The organism is Plantimonas leprariae (assembly GCF_008802405.1).
GTDB classification, from domain to species: Bacteria; Pseudomonadota; Alphaproteobacteria; order Rhizobiales; family Rhizobiaceae; genus Plantimonas; species Plantimonas leprariae.
Window position 1 is genome coordinate 19,940 of the sequence record NZ_VZDO01000015.1, and the last position, 25,616, is coordinate 45,555.

Sequence of the window (25,616 nt, forward strand, 5' to 3'; positions counted from 1 at the left end):
GAAGGCATAAGGGTGCCGGCATGAGCGGTTTGGTCACGTCCCCGGAAGGCGAAGCTCAAAGCGAGCTCCGCACCGCCCTGAAGCGCTGCACCTCCGCTCTTGTCGGCGTCGGATTGCTCAGCGGCATGCTGAACGTGCTCTATCTCACCGGCTCGTTCTTCATGCTGGAGGTCTACGACCGCGTCCTGCCGAGCCGCAGCGTGCCGACGCTCGTCGGCCTCATCGTGATCGCGGGCATCCTCTACGCCTTTCAAGGCGTGATCGATGTCATCCGCGGGCGCATCCTCAGCCGGATCGGCGGGGCGATCGACGAGGCGATCAGCCCGCGCGCCTTTCAGGCGATCACCCGGCTGCCGCTTCAAACGGCCAATGTCGATTCGACGCAAGGCTCGCGCGACCTCGATTCCGTTCGCGGCTTCATGTCGGGACTCGGCCCGACCGCCTTCTTCGATCTGCCCTGGATGCCGCTCTATCTCGGCATCTGCTTCGCCTTCCACCCGGCGATCGGCTGGGCCGCCTTTCTCGGCGGCGTCGTCCTCATCGCCCTCACCATATTGACCGAGCGACTGACGAAGAACCTCGTCAAGCGTTCCACCGGCTTCGGCAGCCAGCGAAACAGCCTGTCGGAGGTCTACCGCCGCAACGCCGAGGTTCTGCGCGCGATGGGCATGGAAGGCCGCATGGGGCAGGCGTGGGGAAGCGTCAACTCGGCCTACAACGACGCCCAGCTCCGCGCCGCCGACGTCACGACCCTGCTCGGCTCGATCTCGAAGACCTTCCGCATGGTGCTGCAGTCAGCCGTTCTCGCGGTGGGCGCCTATCTCGTCATCAACCAGGAAGCGACGGGCGGCATCATCATCGCGAGCTCGATCCTCAGCTCGCGGGCGCTCGCGCCGATCGAGCTGGTGATCGGGCAATGGAAGAGCTTCGTCGGTGCGCGCCAGAGCTGGGCGAGGCTGGAGAGCATCCTCGCGGCGGTGCCGGCGGAAACGCAGACGCTCGACCTGCCCGAGCCGAAGCGCAGCCTGATCGTCGAGGACGTGACCATCGTCCCGCCCGGCAGCCGCACGATCTCGGTGCAGGACGTGACGCTGCAGCTCACCGCCGGCCAGGGGCTCGGCGTGATCGGCCCGAGCGCTTCCGGCAAGTCCTCGCTGATCCGGGCCATCGTCGGGGCCTGGACCCCGGTGCGCGGCGCCGTCCGGCTCGATGGAGCCGCGCTGCAGCAGTGGAGCCCCGAACGGCTCGGCGTCCATCTCGGCTATCTGCCGCAGGACGTGCAGCTCTTCGGCGGCACTATCGCGCAGAACATCGCGCGCTTCGACCCGGAGGCCACCGACCAGGCGGTGATCGCGGCGGCGCGGGCGGCCGGCGTCCACGACATGATCGTCCGGCTTCCTGAAGGCTACGCGACCAATGTCGGCGACGGCGGTCAGGCGCTTTCCGCCGGGCAGCGCCAGCGCGTCGGCCTCGCCCGCGCGCTCTACGGCGATCCCTTCCTCGTGGTCCTCGACGAGCCGAACTCCAATCTCGACGGCGAGGGCGAGGAAGCCCTGACGCAGGCGATCCTTTCCGTCCGCAAGCGCCAAGGCATCGTGGTGGTGGTGGCGCATCGCCCGACCGCCCTGGCCTCGCTCAATCTCGTGCTCGTCATGCGGGAAGGTCGCGCGCAGGCCTTCGGCCCGAAGGACGAGGTGCTCGGCAACGTCCTGCGCCCGGTGGCGAACGCCTCGCGCGAGCCGGCCGTGCCGGAACTGCCGGCCATGCAGCAGCAGCAGATGGGAGTCGCCTGATGTCGTCGAACCAATCCGCCGGCTCGCTGGCCTCGATCAGCCGCCACCTGCGCTTCGGCCTGACGACCTCGATCGTCGTCGCCTTCGCCTTCGGGGCCTGGGCCTCGACCGCCAAGCTTTCCGGCGCGGTGATCGCGCATGGCACACTTGTGGTCGCCTCCAGCCTGAAGAAGATCCAGCATCCGACCGGCGGCGTCGTCGGCGAGCTTCTGGTGCGCGAGGGCGACAGCGTCCGCGCCGGTGACGTGCTCCTCAGACTCGACCCGACGCAGGCGAAGGCCAGCCTGCAGATCGTGTCGAAGGAGATCGACGAACTCACCGCCCGGCAGGCGCGGGAGGAAGCCGAGCAGAGCGAGGCCGACGACGTGGCGTTTCCGGCCGACCTCGTCGCGAGGCAGGCCGAGCCGGCGGTCGGCCGGCTTCTCGCCGACGAACGCCGGCTCTTCCTGATCCGTCTCGAGGCGAGGGAGGGCGAGAAGGCCCAGCTCCGCCAGAAGGCCGAGGAGTCCCGGAAGGAGATCGACGGGCTGAACGAGCAGATCGCCGCGAAGGACCAGCAGCTCATCTATATAGACAAGGAGTTGGCGGGCGTCCGCGAGCTCCTCGAGAAGCGGCTCGTTCAGTTCACCCGGGTCGCCGCGCTGGAGCGCGACAAGGCGGCGCTCCGCGGCGAGCGAGGCCAGTATAGCGCGGGCGTCGCGAGCGCGAACGGCCGGATCGCGGAAACCGAACTCGCGGTCCTGCAGGTCGACCACGCGCTGCGGACGGAAGTGGCGAAGGACCTCGCCGAAATCCGCGGACGGCTCGGCGAACTCCGCGAGCGACAGGTCGCCGCCGAGGACCAGCTCGCGCGGATCGATGTTCGCGCGCCGCAGGACGGCGTCGTCCACGAACTCGCGGTCCATACGGTCGGCGGCGTCGTCAGGGCCGGGGACACGATGATGGAGATCGTGCCGCAGGGCGACCAGCTGATCGTCGAGGCGAAGATCGCCCCGCAGGACGTCAACGACGTCCATATCGGTCAGGAGGCGGCGCTGCGGTTTTCCGGCCTGAACGCCCGCACGACCGCGGAGCTTCTCGGCAGCGTCAGCCGCGTTTCCCCTGACGTGGCGCAGGACGCGCGCACCGGTGCCAGCTACTACACGATCGACGTGACGCTCGCGCCGGAACAGCTCGCGCGGCTCGACGGCGTCAAACCGGTGCCGGGTATGCCGGTGGAGGCTTTCGTCAAGACGCACGACCGCACGGCGCTGGCCTATCTGACGCAACCCCTGGTCGAGCAGATCAACCGGGCGTTTCGCGAAAAATAGCCCTGGATCAATCGAGGCTTAATCCCGGGCAATGTGCCCGTTCGAACGGCGCCGCAACGTAATGCGCTGTCGTTCGACAACATTCCCGAGCGATTTCGCGATGGATCGACGAGGTTGAACGCTCACTAAGCTATTGAGATGCTTATTCTGTAATCAGCAAAGAAAATTGTTGCGGTTTGTTATTTAAAGCGGGTTGTCTTTACTCCGCTTCGCTCCATGCTGCTTATTCCGTAAACATTCGCACACATTTTATTTCAATCGTTACGCGTCAGAAACAGTTTTTTACCGTTGACAAAGCGTTAAGTTGACGTTTAGAGAGCACTGGCTTCGGCGCAGTCTTCCGATAAAGCCGACGTGAAGTCGACGAAGCAGTGCGGATCGATTGGGTCGCGCAGCGCCGCAATGCGTCGCGCGGCCGTGAGTTCAGAAACGTCAACAACGGCTTCATGGAGAAGAGAGATGGCTCTCACAGTTTCTTTCGGTAACGGCGGCAACTCGAAGGCGACCAACCTGACGGAGGCGAACCAGCTCTCCGGCGGCCAGGCGCTCAACGGCCAGACCGTGACCACCACCGAAGGTCCCAACGGCACGAATCTTCCGGCTGGCACGGCCTCGGCCGGCGTCGCGCAGGTTTCGGGTCCGGGCAGCCTCTCGGGCACCGGCGGCTCGGTCGCTTACGAGCACAACGCGGACGGCGCCTGGGACTTCGACGTCGTCGGCAAGTGGAACTCGGTCAAGAACGCCCAGGCGTCGCTGACCGGCGACGCGCACGGCGAGGACGTGACCTTCACGGACTTCGTGCATGTCGACATCAACTTCGGCAACGCGACCACCGCTTCCGAGATCAACATCTTCGACGTCAAGCGCGCCAACGTCACGACCGGCGTCGGCAACGACACCGTCAACATCACTCTGGCGACGAACAGCCAGGGCTGGGAGAACGTCGCCAACGTCAACGCGGGTGACGGCAACGACACGATCAAGATCAGCGCCGGTTCGGTTTCGGACAGCGCCAAGATCACCGACGGTCACTTCACGACCGCGATGATCGACGGCGGTGCCGGCAACGACACGATCGATCTTTCGGGTGTGAACCTGCTGGCGGCCACCGTCACGGGCGGCACGGGCAACAACACCGTCACCCTGGGTGCGGGCGCCGAGAAGGTCGTCTACACCGACGGCGAGTTCCTGACGGTGAACGGCTACGGCGCTGGCGACAGCCTGGACCTCGGCGGCAAGGTTGCCGGCGTCGACTACGACATCCACATCGCCCGCAACGGCGACACTGTGTACGAGTTCGACAACGGCAAGATCACCTTCCACAACGGTTCGCCGATCATCGCCGCCTAACTTCGGCGACGAGTGCAGCATGGAAGGGCCGCCCTCGGGCGGCCCTTTCTTTTTGGTGAAGTATTTCCGGTCTTGGCGGCCGCGTGACGAAACCAGGCCTCGACCGGGTCGGCGGAAACCGGATGATCTTTACCTAATCGAAAGAAATCGTGTGCGCGGCCTGTTGTGCTCTGCACACAAAAGCCGGAATCTTCGGTTGTTAGGCGTCAGCATCGTTGCGCAATCGGGATGCCTGTCGGGCTGACGCCTTCGACATGCCATCCATTTGCCGCGACGCGTCGATCTGCTTCGGCGCGCAGCGTGCGCGAACAAAGGTTCGTCCGTGAGTCATCCCCAGGTTCAAAGGGCGCGAGCCAAGACGAACGAAGTCCGGCATGCGCTGTTCGCCTGCATGCCCTGGTTCGCCAGCGTCGCCGTCTTCTCGGCTGTCGTGAACATCCTCTACCTGACGAGTTCGGTCTATATGCTGCAGGTCTACGACCGCGTGCTGTCGAGCCGTTCCGTCTCGACGCTGGTCGGCCTGTCGCTGCTGGCGCTTGCCGCCTACCTCCTGCAGGGCCAACTCGACGGGTTGCGCATGCGCATGCTGGCGCGGGTCGGCGCCAAGTTCGACGAGGCGTTGTCCCGCCGCGTCTTTCAACTCGTCGCCCGCCTGCCACTGATCGGCGCTCAGGGACCGGAGACCGCGGCGCCGTTGCGCGACCTCGATCAGGTGCGTGGTTTCCTCGGCAGCCTCGGCCCGACGGCGTTCTTCGACATGCCGTTCTTGCCGATCTTCCTCGCCGCGACCTTCTTTCTGCACCCCTACCTCGGCTGGCTGACGCTGTTCGGCGCCGTGTGCATCGTCACTTTGACGCTGCTTGCCGAGTCGCGCAGCAAGGAGCCGGTCAAGACCGCCGGGGAAACCGGCGCGCGGCGCCAGGCGCTGCTCGAATCCAGCCGCCGCAATGCCGAAGCCCTCGCCGCGCTCGGCATGCAGCCGACCTTCATGCAACGCTTCCTCGACATCAACCGGTCCTTCGTCGCCGACTCGCTGCGCACGAGCGATGTTCTCGGCTCGCTCAACGCCTTCGCCAAGACCTTCCGTTTCATCCTGCAGTCGGCCTCGCTCGGGCTCGGCGCCTATCTGGCGGTGAACAACGAGATTTCCGGCGGCACGATCATCGCGGCGTCGATCCTGACATCGCGGGCGCTGGCGCCGATCGAGGTTGCGGTCGGCAACTGGAAGGGCTTCGTCGCCGCGCGGCTCGGCTACAGGAGGTTGTGCAACAATCTGGCGCTGGTGCCGGAGCCGGAAGCGCAGTTGAGCCTGCCGGCCGCGCACAAGCATGTCGAGGCCGAGCAACTCGTCGTCGCCGCCCCCGGCACGTCGCGCCCGCTGGTGGAAGGCGCGATGCTGCGGCTCGTCGCCGGCGACGGGCTCGGGCTCGTCGGCCCAACGGGTTCGGGCAAGTCGTCCCTCGCCCGCGCGCTCGTCGGCGTCTGGAGGCCGACGCACGGCACCGTGCGCATCGACGGCGCGACGCTCGACCAATGGGGCGAGAAACTCGGCCGGCAGGTCGGCTACCTGCCGCAGGATGTCGAACTGTTCGAGGGCACGATCGCGCAGAACATCGCCCGCTTCCTGCCGGAGGCCACCGACGAGGCGGTGATCAAGGCGGCACAGGCGGCCGAAGCGCACGACATGATCCTGCAGACGCCGCTCGGCTACGCGACGAAGCTCGGGGAAGGGGGAGCGTCGCTGTCCGGCGGCCAGCGCCAGCGGATCGGGCTCGCCCGTGCCCTGTTCGGCAATCCCTTTCTCGTCGTCCTCGACGAGCCCAATGCCAATCTCGACGGACGCGGCGACGAGGCGCTGGCGGCGGCGATCCTCGCCGTGCGCGATCGCGGCGGTATCGTGGTCGTGATCACGCACCGGCCGTCCGGCCTCGCTTCCGTCAATAAGGTCGCGGTGATGAAGGACGGGCGCATCGTGATGAGCGGCCTGCGCGACGAAGTCATGCGGGCGATGTCGACGACCGGCATCCAGAACACCCCTGCTCCTCAACCCATCAGCGGCGAGCGCGCGGCATGAGCATCACCCAGCAGATCGCCGGACCGGTCCCGGCGCAGCCGCTCCGCGTGCCGGACCTGAACCGTTCGCTCTGGCGCCTCCAGCTCCGCGGGTTGATGACGATCGGCGTGTTCTTCGTCGGCTTCGGGCTCTGGTCGGTGAAGACCATCCTCATGGGCGCTGTCGCCGCGCCGGGGCAGTTCGTCGTCGCGAACGACGTGAAGAAGGTGCAGCACATGTCGGGCGGCGTCGTCAGCGAACTGCTCGTGCACGAGGGCAGCCATGTCGAGGCCGGACAGGTCGTGCTGCGACTCGATCCGACCGTCGCCCAGGCCAACCGCCAGATCGTCTCGAAGCAGATCGACGAAGCCGCCATCCGGCGAGCGCGCCTCGAAGCGGAACGCGACGGCAAGACCGCGCTCGTCGTTCCCGATACCCTCGCCTCGCGGGGCGGCGATCCGGGCGTCGCGAAGCTCGTCGCCTCCGAAGCGCATCTTCTCGACGTGCGCGAACAGGCGCTGGCCGGACGTCGCGGCCAGTTCCAAGAGCGGATCGAGCAGTCGCAGGACGAGATCACCGGCCTGAAGGCGCAGCTCGACAGCCGGCGCTACGAAGCCGAGATCCTGAAGCGCGAGGTGGAGACCGTCCGCGGCCTCTACGCCAAGAAGCTCGTCCAGTTCGCGCGGTTGAGCCAGGTGGAGCGCGACGCCGCGCGCACCGATGGTCAGATCGGAGCTCTCATCTCGCAGATCGCCGAGACCGAGGGCAAGATTTCCGAAACGAAGCTCCAGCTCATCCAGATCGGCGACGATCAGCGCGAATCGGCGATGACGGAGCTGCGCGAGATTCAGGCGAAGGAAGGAGAACTGACCGAGCGCCTGGTCGCGGCGGAGGATCAGTTGAAGCGCGTCGACCTGCAGGCGCCGGTTTCCGGCACGGTGCACGAGCTGGCGGTTCACACGGTGGGCGGTGTTCTCAGCCCAGGCCAGACGGCGATGGAGATCGTGCCGGTCGACGACGACCTGGAAGTCGAGGCGCGCATCGCGCCGACCGACATCGACCAGATCACGCAGGGGCAGCTGGCGCGGGTCAAGCTGCGCGCCGGCAACCAGCGCATGACGCCGGAACTGACCGGCCACGTCCAGCGGATCGCGGCAGACACCTCGAAGGACGAGCGCACCGGGGTCCAATTCTACACGATCCGCGTCGACGTCAGCCCAGAGGAACTGGCCAAGGCGGCGCCGCTGAAGGTCGTCGCCGGCATGCAGTCGGAAGTCTTCGTGGAGACCAGCGCCCGCACGCCGCTCGACTTCCTCCTGAAGCCGCTGAAGGATCAGCTCGACCGCACGTTCCGCGAACGCTGAACGACCCTAGCCCCCGGCAATCCGGTCGCCTCGATCATGGAGGCGACCGGTCGTCCGCGTGAGCGGGAAGGCCAAGCTTCAAGCCTCAATCGTCACCTGGAGCGAGATGTTGTTGCAGGAAAGGAACATGGGTGGCTGCGCAGTCCCGGCCGCGTAAATATGACTACGAAAATCATGTTATTGGCTCTATGCGTCCTTCGACACGAGTTCGAGGGGCGTTCCGATGGCTGCAAGTCCGTTCTTTCCACCACGTAGGAGCGTCTTCCTGTGCTGCGTGCTCGGTCTGGTTCCGGCCTCGGCGGGCGCGCAGGATGTCATCGATCTCGATACGGTGAACGTCAGGACCGACGGACCGGCGACAGCGGCGGCGGCGGCGGCGAACGGGCGGCAGGACACCAACGCCGCCGCCCGCTCCGGCGCGACGGAAGGCAACGGCACCGGGCCGGTGAACGGCTACGTCGCGAAGGTCACGACGACCGGCTCGAAGACCTCGACGCCGATCATCGAGATCCCTCAGACGATCTCGGTGGTGACGCAGGACCAGCTCGAGGACCGCGCCGTGCAGAACCTCGGCGAGGCGCTGAGCTACACGCCCGGCATCGTCACCCAGCCGTTCGGCAACGACCCGCGCTTCTTCGCGCCGATCATCCGCGGCTTCAATTCGACCTACAGCATCTACCTCAACAACTTCCGCTTCAGCCGCGATTTCGGTGCGATCGCCTTCGAGCCCTACGGACAGGAGCGCATCGAGGTCATCAAGGGGCCCGCCTCGGTACTCTATGGGCAAGACGAGCCGGGCGGCATCGTCAACCTCGTCCAGAAGCGCCCGACGGGCACGCAGTTCGGCGAGGTCGGCGGCGAGATCGGCACGGACGACCGCTACGTCGCGAAGTTCGACCTTGGCGGCGTCCTCAGCGATGTCGTCTCCTACCGCCTGACCGGCCTCGGCCGTCTCGCGGACGAGCAGCAGGACTTCACCGACGACAAGCGCTTCTACATCGCTCCGACGCTGACGATCTCGCCCGACGCCGATACGTCGCTGACCATCCTGTCCAGCGTCCAGTACGACGCCGGCACTTCGCCGCTCGGTCTGCCGCAGCTCGGCACTCTCGACGACAACCCGCTCGGCGAGATTCCGCGCAGCCGCTATGTCGGCGACCCGGACTTCAACGGCAACGACTCGACGCTCGGCACCGTTGGGTACGAGTTCCGTCACCGCTTCAACGATACGTTCGAATTCCGGCAGAACGTCCAGTACGTTTCGTACGACTCGGACTACAACAACTTCTTCTTCCTCGGCCTTCTCGCCGACAACCGGACGGCGACGCGCCTCTATAACGTCCAGTCGGAGAAGTACGACGGCCTCGGCATCGACAATCAGTTCGAATCGAAATTCGAGACCGGGCCGCTTGAGCATACGACGCTGATCGGCCTCGACTATCGCAACAACGAGCAGTGGCGCTCGTCCAACTTCAGCGGCAGCCTGACGACGATCGACGTGTTCGATCCGGTCTATGGCGGCTTCGACTACGATCCGGGTCCGGCGAGCGTCACCGATACAAGGCTGCAACAGCTCGGCGTCTACGCGCAGGACCAGATCAAGCTCGGCGGTCTCGTCACGACGCTGAGCCTCAGGCAGGATTTCGCCGAGAACGAGAACGAGCGGACCAGCGACAGCCGGAATTACGACAAGCTCACCGGCCGCGTCGGCGCACTCTACCTCTTCGATAGCGGCATCGCGCCTTATGTCAGCTACTCCACCTCGTTCAACCCGACCGCCGGCGCGAACGATTCGCAGGAACTCCTGAAGCCGACCGAGGGCGAGCAGGTCGAAGGCGGCGTGAAGTATCAGCCGCCGGGCTCGAACGCCCTCGTCACGGCCAGCGTCTTCGAGGTGACGAAGACCAACATCGTCAATACCGAATTCACCGCTGCCGGCCCGGTGATCACCCAGGTGGGCGAGGCTCGCTCGCGCGGGTTCGAACTCGAGGCCAATGCCAGCCTGGTGGAAGGCTTGGATCTGGTCGCGGCCTACACCTATACCGACACCGAGGTCCGGGACAGCATCCGGCCGGAACTGATCGGACGGAACCTGATCAACGTGCCGAACAACGCCGCTTCGCTCTGGTTGAACTACACGGTGCAGCCGAACGCGCTGGGGCCGAACCTCGCGTGGCTGGAGGGCGTCTCGCTCGGCGGCGGCGTGCGCTACCTCGGCGATCGCTATGCTAACGACATCAACACGATCGAGCTCTCGGACACGACGGTCTTCGACGCCGCGCTTCGCTACGAGAAGAACAACTTCAAGGCGGCGCTGAACGTCAGCAACCTGACCGACAAGCGTTACGTTTCGAGCTGCAGCTTCGGCTGCTTCTTCGGCGACGGCCGCAAGGTGATCGGGAGCCTTTCCTACAAGTGGTGAGCAGCATCCCGGCGGGGACGGGCGACGGCCTGCCCCTGTTCGAGCTTCGCGGCGTCTCGTTCCAGGCGGCGGGGCGTACCATCCTCCATCCGGTGGACCTGACGCTGGAAACCGGGCGCATCACCGGGTTGATCGGTCCGAACGGCTCCGGCAAGTCGACGCTGGTGAAGCTCCTGGCGCGGCAGGCGGTGCCGGCTGCGGGAACCATCCGCTTCGGCGGCCGCGATATCGGGGAGGGCTCGGCGCGCGACTTCGTCCGCCGGCTCGCCTACCTGCCGCAGTTCCTGCCCGCCGCCGACGGGATGACGGTCGAGGAGTTCGTCCGGCTGGGGCGCTTCCCGTGGCACGGCACCTTCGGCCGGTTCTCGGACGAGGATCGCGCCAAGGTCGCGGCGGCGATGGATGCCTGCGCCGTGACCGGGTTCCGCGAGCGGCTGGTCGACACCCTGTCCGGCGGCGAGCGCCAGCGCGTCGCGCTCGCCACGATGCTGGCGCAGGACGCGTGCTGCCTCGTCCTCGACGAGCCGACTTCGGCGCTCGACATCGCCCATCAGGCCGAGATGCTGGCCATGCTCGGAACGATCGCGCGGGAGCGTGCCTTGAGCGTCGTCATCGTGCTCCACGACATCAACATGGCCGCACGCCTGTGCGACCGTCTGGTCGCGCTCGGGGGAGGGCGCGTCGTCGCCGACGCCGAACCGGCAGGGATCATGCGGCCGGACGTCCTCATGAAGATCTACGGCATCGGCATGCGCATCTTCACGCCGCCGGAAGGCGGCGCGCCGATCGGGTACGTGACTTGAGCGGAGGCCGCGGCATCACGCGACGCGGCTTCGTCGCGGGCGCGGCCGCCGCGTTGGCGGCTCCCGACCCTTCCGCGGCCGCAGCGACGGTTTCCCGTGCGGCGGTCGTCGACTGGGCGCTCGTCGAAACCAGCCTCGCGCTCGAGGTCGCGCCGCTGGCGGCGGTGGAACTCGTGCTCTACCGCCGTCTTGTCGTCGAGCCGGCCGTGCCGGCGGGCGTGATCGACCTCGGCCTGCGCGGCTCCATCGATTTCGAACTCCTGGCGTCGACGCGGCCGGACCGCATCTACCGCTCCAACTTCAGCGCCTGGGCCGCAGCCCAGCTCGAACGGATCGCGCCGGTCCGCGACCTCACCATCTTCCGGCGCGGCGAGAAGCCGTTCGCCCGGGCGGAGGAAGCGATGCGCGCGATGGCGGCCGATTACGGCGTGCCGGCCCGCGCCGAGGCCTACATCGCCGCGACCGCCACGGAACTGCTGCGCCTGTCCCGCGCGCTCGAGCGCTGGACGGATCGGCCGGTGCTGATCGCCAATCTCGGCGACGCCCGCCATTTCCGGACCTTCGGCGAAGACTCGATGTTCGGCGAGGTGGCAGCGCGGCTCGGATTCCGCAACGCCTGGGGGCCGCGCACCAGCTACAGTGCGACGGCACCGGTCGGCATCGAAGCCCTGGCGGGTATGCCCGAAGCGATCGTCGTGCTCGTCGGGCCGATCCCGCCGGAAGCGCGGCAGGCCTTGCCGGCGAGCGCGCTCTGGCAGGCCATGCCGCAGGTCGCCGCCGGCCGCGTGCTCACCATCGATCCGGTGAATGCCTTCGGCGGATTGCCGGCCGGCCGCCGCTTCGCCCGGCTCTTCGCCGAAGCGCTGGAACGCCGCGCTTGATCGCATCGCATCCCCGACGTCCCCCGGTTCTGGCCTTCGGGGCCGCAGCGCTGCTCGCCGTCGCCCTGTTCGGGTTCCAGGTCGGGTCGCATTGGCCGGCGGAAGGCGACACGCTCGCCCGCATCGTCCTTCTCGACAGCGTCCTGCCGCGGGGCGCGGTCGCGCTTCTTGCCGGGGCTGCGCTCGGCCTCGCGGGCGCGCTGCTGCAGCGGGTGCTGCGCAATCCCATCGCCGATTCATCGACGCTCGGCGTGGCGGCGGGGGCGCAGCTCGCCATGGTGCTGGCGACGGTCTACGCGCCAGTGCTGATGGAGCGGGCGCGCGAGCCGACCGCCTTCGCCGGAGGTGCCGCCGCGCTTCTCCTCATTCTCGCGCTGTCGCGTCGGCGCGACTTCGAGCCGGTGACGGTGGCGCTCTGTGGCATGCTCGTGTCGCTCGTCGCCGCCTCGCTGTCGGCGACGGTGATCCTCGCGAACGGCGACTACATGATGTCGCTGTTCATCTGGGGCGGTGGTTCGCTGGAACAGCTCGGCTGGGACGTCTCCTTCACGCTCGGCCTTCGCCTTCTCGCCGGCGGCCTCGTCGCCGCCGCGCTCATCCGCCCGTTGACGCTGCTCGGCTTCGAGGACGAGCGGGCGCGCTCGCTCGGGCTCGGCGTCGCCGGCATGCGGCTGCTGCTCCTCGGTCTCGCCGTGGTCCTGTCGACCAGCGTCGTCGCTTATGTCGGGGTCATCGGCTTCGTTGGGCTCGCGGCTCCGAACCTCGCGCGTCTTGCCGGCGCGCGGACTCCTAAGGCGGTGCTCCTCGCCGCGCCGCTCGTCGGCGCGCTGCTGCTGCTCCTCACCGACGGCGCGGTGCAGGCGCTGTCCTTCGGCGGCACGGAAATTCTGCCGACCGGCGCGGCGACGGCGCTGATTGGCGGCCCGATCCTCTTGTGGATGCTGCCCCGGCTCCACGCGGTTTCGCGCGCGCCGACCGCGCCCGCCGCTTCGCCTCGCCGGCAACGCGCTCCGCGGCTGGTGCTGGCCGGGCTCGCTCTCGCGTTGCTGCTCGTCTCCACGTTGGCGCTGCTGTTCGGGCCCGGCCCGGACGCTTGGCAGCTCGCCACCGGTGCCGCGTTCGATCTCGTCGCCCCGTGGCGCTGGCCGCGCATCCTCGCCGCCGCCTCGGCCGGGGTTATGCTGTCCGCCGCGGGCTTCGCGCTGCAGCGGGTCAGCGGCAACCCGCTGGCGAGTCCGGAAGTGCTCGGCGTCTCGTCCGGCTCCGGCCTCGGCCTCGCCGCGGTGCTGCTGCTTCTCCCTGATGCGGGCATCGAAGCCCGCACGCTCGGCGCGGCGGCCGGGGCTGGGGTGGCGCTCGCCGTGGTGCTCGGGCTTGCCGCGCGGCGCAACTTCGGTCCCGAGCGCCTGCTGCTCGGCGGCATCGCCATCGGCTCGCTGAGCGGCGCCGCCGTCACCACGGTGATCGCACGGGGCGGGCCCGAAGGCGCCGAACTCCTGAATTGGCTGAGCGGCTCGACGCAGCGCCTCGGCCCGGCGGATGCGCTCACGGCGGCGGCGCTCGCCGTCCTCCTCGCGGCGCCCCTGCCGTTCCTGTCGCGCTGGCTGGCCCTCCTGCCGCTCGGACCCCCCTTCGCGGGCGGGCTCGGCCTGTCGCCGCGCCTCGCCGGCGGCACGCTGGCACTGCTCGCGGCGCTTCTGTCCGCCGTCGCCTCGCTGACGGTCGGCCCCCTGTCCTTCGTCGGGCTGATGGCGCCGCACATGGCGCGGCTCGCCGGCTTCGCGCGGCCCGCCGGGCAGTTCGCCGCCAGCGTCCTGATCGGGGCGCTCCTGATGGTCTTCGCCGACTGGATGGCGCGGACGCTGACCGCGCCCTACCAACTGCCGCTCGGGCTTTTCGCCTCGCTCGTCGGCGGTCCCTACATGGTCTGGCTGCTCGGCCGCGCGCCGCGCCGCTAGCGGCCGCTCATCGAGCTGCTTCGTCGCGCATCCGGCGGAAGAGGGCCGCCTCCGCTTGCGCGTAGGGCGTGCCGTCGGTTTGGAGGAGGTCGTGGAACCAGACCGGCGGCTCCTCCCGGTCGTAGGGGCGCTTCCAGCTATTCCAGGGAAACCTCGTCTGCGTCGCCCCGTCGACGAGGCCCCAGTTGATCATGCCGACCCGCTCGCGTTGCCCAATCGGCAGGATCGCCTCCGGCGTCGAGCCCTCCGTGCGCGCCATCCACTCGGTGCAGAGAATCGGCCGCCCGTAGGGCCGCAGCTCCGCGATCCGCTTCTCGAAGGAGGCCGGCTTCTCGTAGTTGTGGAAGCTGACGATGTCGGATTCGGCGAGCTGCGTCCGCTGCATCGGCGTCAGCGCGGGCGAGTCCGGATGCCAGTCCGGTCCCTGCCAAAGCGCGCTCGTCAGCGGCTGGATCGGCTTCTGCCCGCGCGCCCAGGCAAAGGCCTTCGGTAGCAGCGCCTCGATCCGCGCCGCTTCGCCGGGCAACTGCTTGTCGTTGTAGGAGCCGCCGCCCGGATTGTCCGGCTCGTTCCAGACGTCCCAGGCGAGGACGCGGCGATCGTTCGCGAAGGCGCCGACGATGCCCTCGACATAGGCCCGGAGATGCGCTTCGCGCGCGGGATTCACAAGATCCTGGCGGCCGGGGCTCTGTACCCAGCCGGAATTGTGGACGCCGGGCACCGGCTTGCGCTGGTACCCAAGCACCGGATCGGGATCCCAGCAACTGTCGAAGAGGACGAGGATCGGCCGGATGCCGTGGCGCTCGGCGATGCCGAGAAACCGGTCGACCCGCCCGGTGAAGCCGGCCGCGTCCTGTTCCCACAGGAGGTCGTGCAGATAGACGCGCACCGTGTTCATGCCGAACTTGTCGTGCGCCCAGCCGAGTTCTCGGTCGATCAGGTCCGGATCGAACGTGTCGGCCTGGAACATCGCGAGCTGATTGATCGCATTCGAGGCGATGTAGTTCGCGCCGCTCGTCCAAGGCTGCGCGTCGTACCATTCGGCCGCCTTCGCCGCGCTCCAGCGCTGCGCTGCGGGTGCCACCGCTCCCGTCGCTGCAAGGGCGAGGACAGCGAGAAAGGGGAGGGCCAGACGGTGCAACATGACGCCTTTCGGATGCGCGACGAGGCCAAGGGGTAGCGCCCGTCGCCGGCTCGGCAAGGGGCGAGAGCCGGCACTTGCCTCATGTTGCGGCGCGATATGCAATTGTTGCGCGAGACGCGAATTTCGCGTTGACGGCATCCGCCATAGCCGGTCTATTACTCTGACAAATACGGGATCGGGAGGCCTCGTTCGTGCGCATATCAGTGACCGTCCACCGCGACCTCGCGGTGAGCCGGATCGACGACCGTCTGTATTCCGCCTTCATCGAGCATATGGGCCGGGCCATCTACTCCGGCATCTACGAGCCCGGCCACCCCCAAGCCGACGCGAACGGCTTCCGGCAGGACGTCATGCGCTTCGTGCGCGAGCTGAAGATCCCGGCGATCCGCTATCCCGGCGGCAATTTCGTTTCCGCCTACAATTGGGAGGACGGCATCGGGCCGAAGGAGAGCCGCCCGGTGCGCCTCGACCTCGCCTGGCGCTCGAAGGAAACCAATCAGGTCGGCATCAACGAGTTCGCGATCTGGGCGAAGGACGCAGGCATCGACATGATGCTCGCCGTCAATCTCGGTACGCGGGGCCTCGCCGACGCGCGCAACTTCGTCGAATACGTCAACCATCCGGGCGGCACCTACTGGTCGGACCTCCGGCGCGAGCACGGCGTTTCCGAGCCCTACGATGTCGGCATGTGGTGCCTCGGCAACGAGATGGACGGGCCTTGGCAGACGGGCCACAAGGAGGCGAAGGAATACGGCCGCCTCGCCGACGAGACGGCGAAGGCGCTGCGCATCCTGGCGCCGAAGGCCGACCTCATCGTCTGCGGCTCCTCCAACGACCAGATGCCGACCTATCCCGCCTGGGAGCGGGAGGTGCTGGAGGAGTGCTACGACAACGTCGACTACATCTCGCTGCATAAGTATTTCGGCAATTCGAGCCGCGACACGCTGAACTATTTCGCTAAGGTCGAGGAGACCGGGCGCTACATCCAGGCCATCGCCGGCACGATCGACTACGTGAAGGCGAAGAAGCGCTCGAAGAAGGACGTCTATATCTGCTTCGACGAATGGAACGTCTGGTACCACAACCGCGAGGAGGACTCGAAGCGCTGGCGGACCTGGGACTGGCCGGAAGCACCGCACCTTCTGGAAGAGGACTACAACTTCGAGGACGCGCTCTTCGTCGCCTGCCTCCTGAACGAGTTCATCAGGCGTTCCGACCGGGTGCGCATCGCCTGCATCGCCCAGCTCGTCAACGTCATCGCGCCGATCCGGGCGGAACGGGGCGGACCGGCCTGGCGGCAGACGATCTACTGGCCCTACCAGCTCGCCTCGCTCCACGGGCGCGGCCAGGCGCTCCGGGTCGGCGTCGACGGGCCGACTTATGACAGCCTCGTCGCCGACGACGTGTCCTATCTCGACGTCTCGGCCGTGCACGACGACAAGGAGGATGTCGTCACGCTCTTCGTGGTCAATCGCCACCTGACGGAGAGCGCCGAGCTCGACATCCATCTCGGCGGCTTCGGCGACGTCAGGCTGGTCGACCATCGGGTCATGGCCGGCCACGATCTGCGCGCCACCAACGGCCCGGACAAACCGGACGCGATCACGCCGCAACCGGGCTCGGGCGTCGGCGTCGAGGACGGGCGCGTGCGCGGCTCGCTCGCCGCTCTGTCCTACCACGTCGTCCGCGTCGCGGTGGCCTCCGCTCGATGAGCACCGCGGCGGCGGCGAAGGCGACGCGGGCCGCAGCGGGCGGCGTGAAACTCGCTGACGCCCGCAAGAGCTTCGGCGACCACGAGGTGATCCACGGCGTGTCGCTCGGCATCGAGCCGGGCGAGTTCTGCGTCTTCGTCGGGCCGTCCGGCTGCGGCAAGTCCACGCTGCTCCGGATGATCGCGGGGCTGGAGACGATGTCGGCCGGCCGGGTCGAGATCGCCGGGCGCGACGTCACCGAGGTCGAGCCGGCGCAGCGCGGCGTCGCGATGGTGTTCCAGAGCTACGCGCTCTACCCGCACCTCACCGTCTTCGACAACATGGCCTTCTCGCTGCAGATCGCCCGCCGGCCGAAGGTCGAGATCCGCACGAAGGTCGCGGAAGCCGCGCGCATCCTGCGCCTCACCGATCATCTGACGAAACGTCCCAGCCAGCTTTCCGGCGGCCAGCGCCAGCGCGTCGCGATCGGCCGCGCCATCGTGCGCGAGCCGAAGGTCTTCCTGTTCGATGAGCCACTCTCGAACCTCGACGCCGAGCTCCGCGTCCAGATGCGCCTCGAACTCGCCCGGCTCCACAAGGAGATCGGCGCGACGATGATCTACGTCACCCACGATCAGGTAGAGGCCATGACCATGGCCGACCGCATCGTCGTGCTGGAAGCGGGCGTCGTGCGGCAGGTCGGGCGGCCGCTCGAACTCTACGAGAACCCGGACGACCGCTTCGTCGCCGGCTTCATCGGTTCGCCCGCCATGAACTTCTTCGCCGGCACGGTGGAGTCCACCGACGCATCCGGCGTGCTCGTGCGGATGGAAGCCGCGCCCGAGCACCCGGTGCCCGTGCCGCTCGCCGAAAGCCGGCCGGTGGCCGGGACGCAAGTTCTCGTCGGCATCCGCCCAGAACACGTCGAGGTTGTCGCGGGCGAGGGGCTGCCGGCGCGCGAGGAACTGACGGAAGCGCTCGGCAGCGTGTCCTTCGTCCACGCGAGGTTTGCGAACGGCCATCCGGTCCTCGTCGAACGGCGCGGCGAAGCACCGCTCGGGACCGCCGACGCGACCTTCAACCTCGCCTTCCGGCGGGACAAGACGCTGCTCTTCGACGCCGCCGGGAAACGGCTTCGCTGAAAACGGGCGCATCGCCCGCCTGTCATGGGAGGATCGACATGAAACACATTCTGAAGACCCTGGCCGTCGCGTCCGGGCTTCTCGTCGGGGCCGCGACCGCGAGCTTCGCCGCGACCGAGATCACCTGGTGGGACTTCCTGTCGGGCGGCGACGGCGTGCGCATGAAGGCGCTGATCGCCGACTTCAACAAGGAGCACCCGGACATCCACATCAACGCGACGACCTCGGAATGGGGCGAGCCCTTCTACACGAAGGTGCGCACCTCCGCCGCGGTCGGCCAGCAGCCGGACGTGATGACCTTCCACCTGTCGCGCGTGCCGCTCGCGGTGAAGGAGGGCGTCCTGTCCGACATCACGGACGAGGACCTGGCGAATGCCGGCCTCTCCAAGAGCGATTACTTCCCCCGCGCGCTGGAATCGGCGACCGAGGGCGGCAAGCTGAAGGCCGTGCCCTTCGACGTCCACGCGCTCGTCCTCTACTACAACAAGGACCTCCTCTCGAAGGCGGGCCTGCTCGGGCCCGACGGCAAGCCGCAGGGCATCGGCACGATCGACGAGTTCAACGCCGCGCTCGCCAAATTGAAGGAGCAGGGCGTCGAGACCCCGGTCTCGTTCCAGACCGGCGGCGAGGGCGGCACCTGGCGCGTGTTCTACACGCTGCTCGCGCAGCAGGGCGGCAAGTTCATGGACGGCAACAAGGTGCTCGACGGCGACAACGCCGCGAAGGCGCAGAAGGCGCTTGCCGTGATGACCGACTGGGTGTCGAAGGGCTTCGCCCCGCAGCAGGCCGAGTACGAGGCCTCCGTCGCGCTGTTCAGCTCGGGCAAGTCCGCCTTCCAGCTTAACGGCGTCTGGGAAGTGCCGACCTATACCGATCTCGCCGAGAAGAAGCAGCTCGGCTTCGAATGGGGCGCGATCCAGGTTCCGGCCTGGATGGGGCAACAGGCGACCTGGGCCGACTCGCACTCCTTCGCCATCCCGCAGAGCCCGCAGGGCTCGATCACCGGCGAGAAGCGGAAAGCCGTGATGACCGTCATCGGCTGGATGAATAAGCACTCGATCCGCTGGGCGAACGCCGGCCACATCCCGGCCTACAAGCCGGTCGCCGACAGCGACGAGTTCAAGAAGATGGAGCCGAACGCCACCTATTCGGTGCTGGCCGAAACCGCGGTCTACGATCCGCGCTCCAACATCGCCGGGGTCGGCGGCCCGATCTACGACGCGGCGCTGAACATCATGTCGCCGGCGATCAACGGCTTCATGACGCCGGAAGAGGCGGTGACGCAGATGCAGGAGTCGCTCGGCCAGCTCGCCGCGAACTGAGCCTTCGACGCTTCCCGGCCGCCCCCTCCGCGGGGCGGCCGGTCTCGCCGCCGCCCCGACGAACGTTGCCGAGTTCCCGCCCATGCGAACCTTCTCGCGGCGAAGGCAGACGCTGATCGCCTACAGCCTCGTCCTGCCGTTCCTCGCCTGCTTCGTGGTGTTCTTCCTCTACCCGGCGGCGTCCGTGGTCGAGCTGTCGTTCCAGAACGCCGCGATGGTCGGCGAGCGGACCTTCGCCGGGCTCGACAACTACCGCCGCCTCTTCGCCGACAAGCTGTTCTTCACCGCGCTTTGGAACAACGGCTACTTCATCCTGCTGACGGTGATCCCGACGACGCTGATCGCGCTCGGTATCGCGTTGATGGTCAGCCGCCTGTCGGGCTGGGTGCAGAGCGCCGTGCTCGTCGTGTTCTTCCTCCCCTACGTCCTACCGGTCTCGGTCGTCACCGAAATCTGGGCCTGGATGCTCGACTTCCAGTTCGGCATCCTCCAGCCGGTGATCGCCTTCTTCACCGGTAAATCGGTGGCGGTGTTCAAGAACCCGTACTGGGCGCTCCCGACGGTGGCCGTCGTCACGATCTGGTGGACCAACGGCTTTAACGTGCTCCTCCTCATCGCGGGCCTCCGCAACATTCCGAAGGAGCTCTACGAGTCCGCCGCGCTCGACGGGGCCTCGTCCTGGCAGCGCTTCCGGCGCGTGACCTGGCCGCTGCTCTGGCCGGTGACGGCGCTCGTCCTGACCCTGCAGCTCATCCTGCAGCTCAAGCTCTTCGACCAGGTCTTCCTTCTCACCAAGGGCGGGCCGTTCAACTCCTCCTACGTGCTGATCCTCCTGATCTACCGCGAGGCCTTCCAGCTCAACCATATCGGTTACGCCGCCGCGATCTCGGTCGTGCTCGTCCTCGTGATCGCGGTCGCCTCGGTCTTCCAGTTCCAGCTTCTGCGTCTGGGAGGCCGCCGATGAACATCGCCTCGCGCCGCGAACGCATCCTCCTCACCGCGATCACGGTGATCGCGGCGGCGATCTGGTTCTTTCCGCTCTACTGGGCGCTGATCACCTCGTTCCGCTCGGAGCACAACGTCGTCGGCAATTCGGGCCTGTTCCTTACGGAGTTCAACCCGGCCGCCTATGTCAGCGCCTTCCTGAACACCAAGATCCTGACTTGGTACGTGAACTCGATCGTGACGGCGCTCGCGATCACGGTGATCGTCATCACCTTCGGCATGATGTGCGCCTATGCGCTGTCGCAACTCCGCTTTCCCGGCCGCCGCCTGCTCTACGGCGCGATCCTCGTCTCGTTCATGGTGCCGATCCAGGCCGTGGTGGTGTCGCAGTTCATCCTGATGAACGATCTCGGCTTCATCAACACCTGGGCCGGCGTCATCCTCGGCCAGCTCATCGTTCCGGTCGTGGTGATCGTGTTCAAGCAGTTCTTCGACGCCGTGCCGAAGGAGATGCGCGAGGCCGTGGTGCTGGACGGCGGCGGCGAGTACACGCTGCTGTTCCGCCTCTACCTGCCCTTGAACAAGGGCATCGCGGTGGCGCTGGCGATCATCACCTTCATTCAGGCGTGGAACAGCTTCCTCTGGCCATTCCTCGTCACGACCTCCGACGAGGTGATGACGATCCCCGTCGGCATCACGCAGGTCCACGACGCCTTCGGCGTGCAGTATGCGCGGCTGATGGCCGTGGCGCTCCTCGGCGCGCTGCCGGTGGTCGCCGCCTATCTCCTGTTCCAGCGCCGCGTCACCGACGCCGTGATGCTGAGCTCCGGCATCAAGGGCTGAGGGTTTGGGCGAAGGGCGGCGGATCAGCGGCGGCGTCGCGCACCGGCTCGGCACCGCGATCGTCACCGGCCGCCTCTCGCCGGGCACGCTGCTCGACGGCGAGATCGAGGCGAGCAACAAGCTCGCCGTGTCGCGCGGCGCCTATCGCGAAGCGTTGCGCGTGCTCGCCGCCAAGGGCCTCGTCGAAAGCCGTACCAAGACCGGCACGCGGGTGACGCCCCGCAGCCGCTGGCGGCTGCTCGACCCGGACGTGCTCGGCTGGTTCTTCGAGACCGCGGAGCCGGACATCGCGTTCATCCGCGCCCTGTTCGAACTCCGGCAGATCGTCGAGCCGAGCGCCGCCGCGCTCGCAGCCGAACGGCGCGGGGCTCAGGATCTAGCCCGGCTGAAGGCCGCCGTCGATGCGATGGAGCGTTTCACCTTCGCCGACGAGCGCGGCCGACAGGCCGACCGGACCTTCCACGACGCGATCCTCCGGGCGACCGGCAACGAGATCCTCGCCAATCTCGGCGACGGCATCGGCGCGGCGGTGCGCTGGACGACGCTGTTCAAGGCCCGCTTCGCCCTCGCGCCGCGCGATCCGGTGCCGGAGCATCGCGGCGTGTTCGATGCGATCGCGGCGGGCGACGGCGCGGAAGCACGGGCGCGGATGGCGGCGCTGGTCGACGCGGCGCAGGCCGACATCGAGGCCGCCTTCGCCGCCGCGCCGGCGGCGGGGGTCGCTCAGGCGATCATGTAGCCGCCATCGATCGGCATCGAAAGGCCGTTCACCATCGCCGCCTCGTCGCTGAGGAGGAACAGGATCACCTCCGCGACGTCGTCCGGGTCGGCGAAGCGGCCGACCGGGATGCGGCCCATCATGCCGGCCGCCTTCACCGGATCGCTCCAGGCCTTCACCGCCATCGGCGTCAGCGTCACGGTCGGATGGACGCCGTTGACGCGGATGCCCTTCGGCGCAAGCTCCTTCGCCATCACGCGGGTCAGGCCGTCGAGCCCGGCCTTCGAGGCGCAGTAGGCCGCATGGTCCGGAATGCCGACAAAGGCGGCGACGCTCGAGACGTTGACGATCGCGCCCTTCGCGCCTCGTCCCAGCGTCTCGCGCGCGTATTCCTGCGCGACGATCATCGGAGCCCTGGTGTTGACGGCGTGGAGGAGGTCGAAGGCCTCGACCGTCACGTCGAGGAAGGACTGGAGTTCGGTCGTGCCGGCGCAGTTGACGAGAAGGTCGGCAGGGAGCGCCCGGCGCGCGGCCTCGCGCGTCGCCTCCGCGTCGGCGAGGTCGACCGCGATCCCCTCGCAGCCGGCTTCCGCCTTCAGCGTATCGAGGTCGGCTTGCGAGCGCGTCAGCGCGACCACCGTTGCGCCGCGCTTCGCCAGCATCAGCGCCGTCGCGCGGCCGATGCCCTTGCCGGCGCCGGTGACCACGACCCGCTTGCCCGTGAAATCCATGCTCGTTCCCTTTTCTCGTGCACCGCCTCTAGAGCCGCGCCGCGCTCTTGCCGTCGAAGATGTGGGCGCGGCGCGGATCGATGCGGAACAGCACTTCCTCGCCCGGCCGGACCGCGAGGCGGTCCTTCACCACCGCGTCGATCGTGTCGTCGCCGAGCTTGGCGAAGACCTGCGTTTCCGAGCCGGTCGGCTCCAGCACCGAGACGCGCACCGGCACGCCGCCGTCGCCGATGTCGATGTGCTCCGGCCGGATGCCGTAGATCACCGGCTGGCCGTTCTCGCTGACGCTGGCGTCGCCCACGGGAAGCCGCGCGCCGCTGGAGGAGACGAAGCTCCGCCGGCCGTCCGCCGCCTCGATCCGCCCCTTGATGAAGTTCATCGCCGGCGAGCCGATGAAGCCGGCGACGAAGGTGTTGGCCGGATTGTCGTAGAGGTCGAGCGGCGCGCCGATCTGCTCGACCCGGCCGTCCTTCATCACGACGATCTTGTCGGCCATGGTCATCGCCTCGATCTGATCGTGCGTGACGTAGACGATCGTCGTCTTCAGCCGCTGGTGCAGTTCCTTGATCTCGACCCGCATGGCGACGCGCAGCTTCGCGTCGAGGTTCGACAAGGGCTCGTCGAACAGGAAGACCTTCGGTTCCCGCACGATGGCGCGGCCCATCGCGACGCGCTGGCGCTGGCCGCCGGAAAGCTGCTTCGGGAAGCGGTCGAGCAGCTTCTTCAAGTCGAGGATCTCGGCGGCCCGGCCGACCTTCTCGTCGATCTCCGCTTTCGGCCGCCCCTTGATCTTCAGCGAGAAACCCATGTTGTCGCGCACCGTCTTATGCGGGTAGAGCGCGTAGGACTGGAACACCATCGCGATGTCGCGTTCCTTCGGCGGCACGTCGTTGACGACGCGCCCGCCGATCTCGATCTTGCCGCCGGAGATCGCCTCCAGCCCGGCGATCATCCGGAGCAGCGTCGACTTCCCGCAGCCGGACGGGCCGACCAGCACGACGAACTCGCCGTCGCGGATGTCGATGTCGACGCCGTGGATGACCTGTGCGCCGCCATAGGCCTTGACGACGTTCCTGACGCTGACCTCAGCCATCGCGGTTCTCTCCTCCTGCGGCAGTTCCGCCCATCGCTCGCTACCCCTTCCAGACGATCAGCACGAGAAGGAGCAGCGAGAGCAGGTGCGCGCCGGTGAGCGGGATCGCCTTCTCCAGGAAGCGCATCCAGAGAAGCTCGATCGCGACGAACAGGTAGATGCCGATGAACAGGCGATCGAACCAGTTCGTGACGATCGGCAGGAAGCCCTGCCGGACGGGCCGCGCCTCGACGAGGCGGGCCTCCTCGTCGGCGGCGTCGAGATCGACGAGCTGGTCCGCCATCGCGCTACTCCTTGACCGCGCCGAAGGTGAGGCCGGCCACGATGTGCCGCTGCACCACGGCGAAGATCACGAGCGCCGGGATGAGGGTGATGATGGCGATCGAGGCCATCGTGCCCCATTCGGTGCCGGTCGTGGTGACGTATTCGGAGAGACCCGTGGTGATGGTGCGGGCGTTGAAGCTTGTCAGCGTCGCGGCGAGCAGGAACTCGTTCCAGGCGAAGACCCAGGTGAGGATCAGCGTGACGGCGAGGCCCGGCCGCGCCAGGGGGAAGATCACTTCCGCGATGACCTGCCAGGTCGAGGAGCCGTCCACCGTCGCCGCCTCGTCGAGCTCCTTCGGAATGCCCTCGATGGTCGGCCGGAGCGTCCAGATCGCGAAGGGCAGGTTGAAGGTGCAATAGAGCAGGATCATGCCGATCCGCGTGTCGTAGAGCTTCCACTCGCCGATCGTGAAGACCTGCGTGAACAGGAGGAAGAACGGCAGCAGGAACACCGCGGCCGGGGCCATGCGGTTGGTGATCGTCCAGAAGAAGATGTTCTCCTTGCCGCCGAGATCGTAGCGGGAGAGGGCGTAGCAGGCCATGAAGGCGAGGGTCGTCACCAGGACGGCGTTGCCGGTCGAGATGATGATCGAGTTCATCATGTAGCGCCGCAGCGTCTCGTTGGTCAGCACCTTGGCGTAGTTGTCCCAGTAGACGGTGTCGAGGAACAGGCTCGGCGTCGTGAAGAGGTCGACGGCCGGTTTCACCGAGACGACGAACAGCCAGTAGATCGGAAAGAGGGTCGCGAGGCTGAGGAGGATCCACAGGCCGATCGCGAGGAGCGGACGGTCGCGGCGCATCACGCTTCTCCCTTTCGGGCCCGCGGGGCGACGAGCCCGACATAGAGCGCCCAGCACATCACGAGGGTCAGGTAGAGGACGATGATCGAGATCGCCGAGCCGTAGCCGTAGTCGGTCTTCGGGAAGACCACTTTCCAGATATGGAGGCCGACATAGCGGGTGGCGGCGCCCGGGCCGCCGCCGGTCAGCATCCAGACCTCGTCGACGGTGCGCAGCGCGTCCATCATGCGGATGAAGACGGTGGCAAGGATCGCCGGACGGATCATCGGCAGCGTGATGTGCCAGAAGATTTGCCAGCGGCTCGCGCCGTCGATCTCGGCCTGCTCGAACGGCTCCTTCGGCAGCGAGACGAGGGCGGCGAGCAGCGTCAGCGTCACGAGCGGCGTCCAGTGCCAGACGTCCATGACGACGGTGAGCAGGAAGGCCGCGTTCGGGTCGCGGCCGATGTTCATGTCGTAGCCGAACCAGTTGTTCAGGTAATAGGGGATGATGCCGATCGAGGGCGTCGTCATCAGCCGCCAGACCGAGCCGACGACGATGGGCGCCACGATCAGCGGCAGCGTGTGGATGGTGCGGAAGAAGCCCTTGCCCGGGAACTCGCGCATGAAGAGCTGCGCCAGGAAATAGCCGAGCACCACCTCGCTGAACACGGCGAAGAGCGCGAACTCCAGCGTGTACCGGATCGAATTCAGGAACTCCCCGTCGAAGACGAGACGGCGGAAGTTCCGCGCCCCGCGGAACATCATGTCCGGACTCGCGCCGAACGGGTTCCACTGGTGGAACGAGACGTAGAGCACGTAGAGGAACGGCAGGATGCCGAAGACGCCGAGGATCAGGATCGTCGGGGCGAGCAGCAGCCACCCCACCTTGTTGGAACGCATGTGAACCGCCCTCGACGAGACTTCGGTCGCGGCCTGGAAGCCGCGGGC

21 protein-coding genes are annotated in these 25,616 nt (G+C 67.5%); 15 read left to right on the forward strand and 6 right to left on the reverse strand.

Annotation, left to right across the window (positions count from 1 at the left end):
* Positions 1-20 precede the first annotated feature (20 nt).
* From F6X38_RS17080 to fhuB, 9 genes are all read left to right on the forward strand, one after another.
* Positions 21-1,793, forward strand: coding sequence for a type I secretion system permease/ATPase (locus F6X38_RS17080; protein WP_150971746.1), 1,773 nt, complete (start codon positions 21-23; stop codon positions 1,791-1,793).
* Positions 1,793-3,103 (forward strand): HlyD family type I secretion periplasmic adaptor subunit, encoded by a 1,311-nt coding sequence (locus F6X38_RS17085; protein WP_150971748.1) that lies wholly within the window; start codon positions 1,793-1,795, stop codon positions 3,101-3,103. Before F6X38_RS17080 ends, F6X38_RS17085 begins: the two co-directional genes overlap by 1 nt.
* Before the next feature lie 459 nt (positions 3,104-3,562).
* Positions 3,563-4,453: a rhizobiocin gene (locus F6X38_RS17090; RefSeq protein WP_150971750.1), complete on the forward strand. Its 891-nt coding sequence runs from the start codon at positions 3,563-3,565 to the stop codon at positions 4,451-4,453.
* Positions 4,454-4,775: 322 nt separating this feature from the next.
* Positions 4,776-6,527 (forward strand): type I secretion system permease/ATPase, encoded by a 1,752-nt coding sequence (locus F6X38_RS17095; protein WP_246191402.1) that lies wholly within the window; start codon positions 4,776-4,778, stop codon positions 6,525-6,527.
* Entirely contained in the window at positions 6,524-7,870 is a 1,347-nt protein-coding gene (locus tag F6X38_RS17100; RefSeq protein WP_150971752.1) for an HlyD family type I secretion periplasmic adaptor subunit, read from the forward strand. Before F6X38_RS17095 ends, F6X38_RS17100 begins: the two co-directional genes overlap by 4 nt.
* Before the next feature lie 223 nt (positions 7,871-8,093).
* The gene (locus F6X38_RS17105) at positions 8,094-10,292 is read left to right on the forward strand and encodes a TonB-dependent siderophore receptor (RefSeq protein WP_150971754.1); all 2,199 of its coding nucleotides are present in this window, start codon (positions 8,094-8,096) and stop codon (positions 10,290-10,292) included.
* Positions 10,289-11,095, forward strand: coding sequence for an ABC transporter ATP-binding protein (locus F6X38_RS17110; RefSeq protein ID WP_246191403.1), 807 nt, complete (start codon positions 10,289-10,291; stop codon positions 11,093-11,095). The genes F6X38_RS17105 and F6X38_RS17110 overlap by 4 nt, the downstream gene beginning before the upstream one ends.
* Positions 11,092-11,976: an ABC transporter substrate-binding protein gene (locus F6X38_RS17115; RefSeq protein ID WP_150971756.1), complete on the forward strand. Its 885-nt coding sequence runs from the start codon at positions 11,092-11,094 to the stop codon at positions 11,974-11,976. The genes F6X38_RS17110 and F6X38_RS17115 overlap by 4 nt, the downstream gene beginning before the upstream one ends.
* Positions 11,973-13,934, forward strand: a complete 1,962-nt coding sequence (gene fhuB, locus F6X38_RS17120) for a Fe(3+)-hydroxamate ABC transporter permease FhuB (protein WP_150971758.1) — start codon at positions 11,973-11,975, stop codon at positions 13,932-13,934. Before F6X38_RS17115 ends, fhuB begins: the two co-directional genes overlap by 4 nt.
* Positions 13,935-13,941: 7 nt before the next feature.
* Here the strand turns inward: fhuB and F6X38_RS17125 are convergent, their stop codons facing one another.
* Positions 13,942-15,078 carry a glycoside hydrolase 5 family protein gene (locus F6X38_RS17125; protein ID WP_150971760.1) on the reverse strand — a complete coding sequence of 379 codons (1,137 nt, stop codon included), beginning with the start codon at positions 15,076-15,078 and terminating at the stop codon, positions 13,942-13,944.
* A 191-nt stretch (positions 15,079-15,269) separates the two neighbouring features.
* Between F6X38_RS17125 and arfA the strand changes: the two genes are divergently transcribed.
* From arfA to F6X38_RS17155, 6 genes are all read left to right on the forward strand, one after another.
* On the forward strand, positions 15,270-16,790 hold the full coding sequence (gene arfA / locus F6X38_RS17130; protein WP_150971762.1) for an arabinosylfuranosidase ArfA: 1,521 nt from the start codon (positions 15,270-15,272) through the stop codon (positions 16,788-16,790).
* The gene (locus F6X38_RS17135) at positions 16,787-17,911 is read left to right on the forward strand and encodes an ABC transporter ATP-binding protein (RefSeq protein ID WP_150971764.1); all 1,125 of its coding nucleotides are present in this window, start codon (positions 16,787-16,789) and stop codon (positions 17,909-17,911) included. The genes arfA and F6X38_RS17135 overlap by 4 nt, the downstream gene beginning before the upstream one ends.
* Positions 17,912-17,949: 38 nt before the next feature.
* Positions 17,950-19,233: an ABC transporter substrate-binding protein gene (locus F6X38_RS17140; RefSeq protein ID WP_150971766.1), complete on the forward strand. Its 1,284-nt coding sequence runs from the start codon at positions 17,950-17,952 to the stop codon at positions 19,231-19,233.
* 82 nt (positions 19,234-19,315) lie between these two features.
* Complete coding sequence (locus tag F6X38_RS17145) at positions 19,316-20,197, forward strand: carbohydrate ABC transporter permease (RefSeq protein ID WP_150971768.1); 882 nt, start codon at positions 19,316-19,318, stop codon at positions 20,195-20,197.
* On the forward strand, positions 20,194-21,021 hold the full coding sequence (locus F6X38_RS17150; protein WP_150971770.1) for a carbohydrate ABC transporter permease: 828 nt from the start codon (positions 20,194-20,196) through the stop codon (positions 21,019-21,021). The genes F6X38_RS17145 and F6X38_RS17150 overlap by 4 nt, the downstream gene beginning before the upstream one ends.
* Positions 21,022-21,025: 4 nt before the next feature.
* A complete protein-coding gene (locus F6X38_RS17155) occupies positions 21,026-21,760 on the forward strand; it encodes a FadR/GntR family transcriptional regulator (RefSeq protein WP_150971771.1) in 735 nt (244 codons plus the stop codon).
* Here the strand turns inward: F6X38_RS17155 and F6X38_RS17160 are convergent.
* Genes F6X38_RS17160 through F6X38_RS17180 form a run of 5 tightly spaced genes read right to left on the reverse strand, consistent with a single transcriptional unit; the run spans position 21,745 to position 25,568 of the window.
* The gene (locus F6X38_RS17160; protein ID WP_150971773.1) at positions 21,745-22,470 is read right to left on the reverse strand and encodes an SDR family oxidoreductase; all 726 of its coding nucleotides are present in this window, start codon (positions 22,468-22,470) and stop codon (positions 21,745-21,747) included. The genes F6X38_RS17155 and F6X38_RS17160 overlap by 16 nt on opposite strands.
* 28 nt (positions 22,471-22,498) lie before the next feature.
* Complete coding sequence (locus F6X38_RS17165; protein ID WP_150971775.1) at positions 22,499-23,563, reverse strand: ABC transporter ATP-binding protein; 1,065 nt, start codon at positions 23,561-23,563, stop codon at positions 22,499-22,501.
* Between the two features lie 40 nt (positions 23,564-23,603).
* Entirely contained in the window at positions 23,604-23,846 is a 243-nt protein-coding gene (locus F6X38_RS17170) for a DUF2160 family membrane protein (RefSeq protein WP_150971777.1), read from the reverse strand.
* Between the two features lie 4 nt (positions 23,847-23,850).
* Positions 23,851-24,687, reverse strand: coding sequence for a carbohydrate ABC transporter permease (locus F6X38_RS17175; protein WP_150971779.1), 837 nt, complete (start codon positions 24,685-24,687; stop codon positions 23,851-23,853).
* Positions 24,687-25,568, reverse strand: a complete 882-nt coding sequence (locus tag F6X38_RS17180) for a carbohydrate ABC transporter permease (RefSeq protein ID WP_150971781.1) — start codon at positions 25,566-25,568, stop codon at positions 24,687-24,689. Before F6X38_RS17180 ends, F6X38_RS17175 begins: the two co-directional genes overlap by 1 nt.
* Positions 25,569-25,616 lie beyond the last annotated feature (48 nt).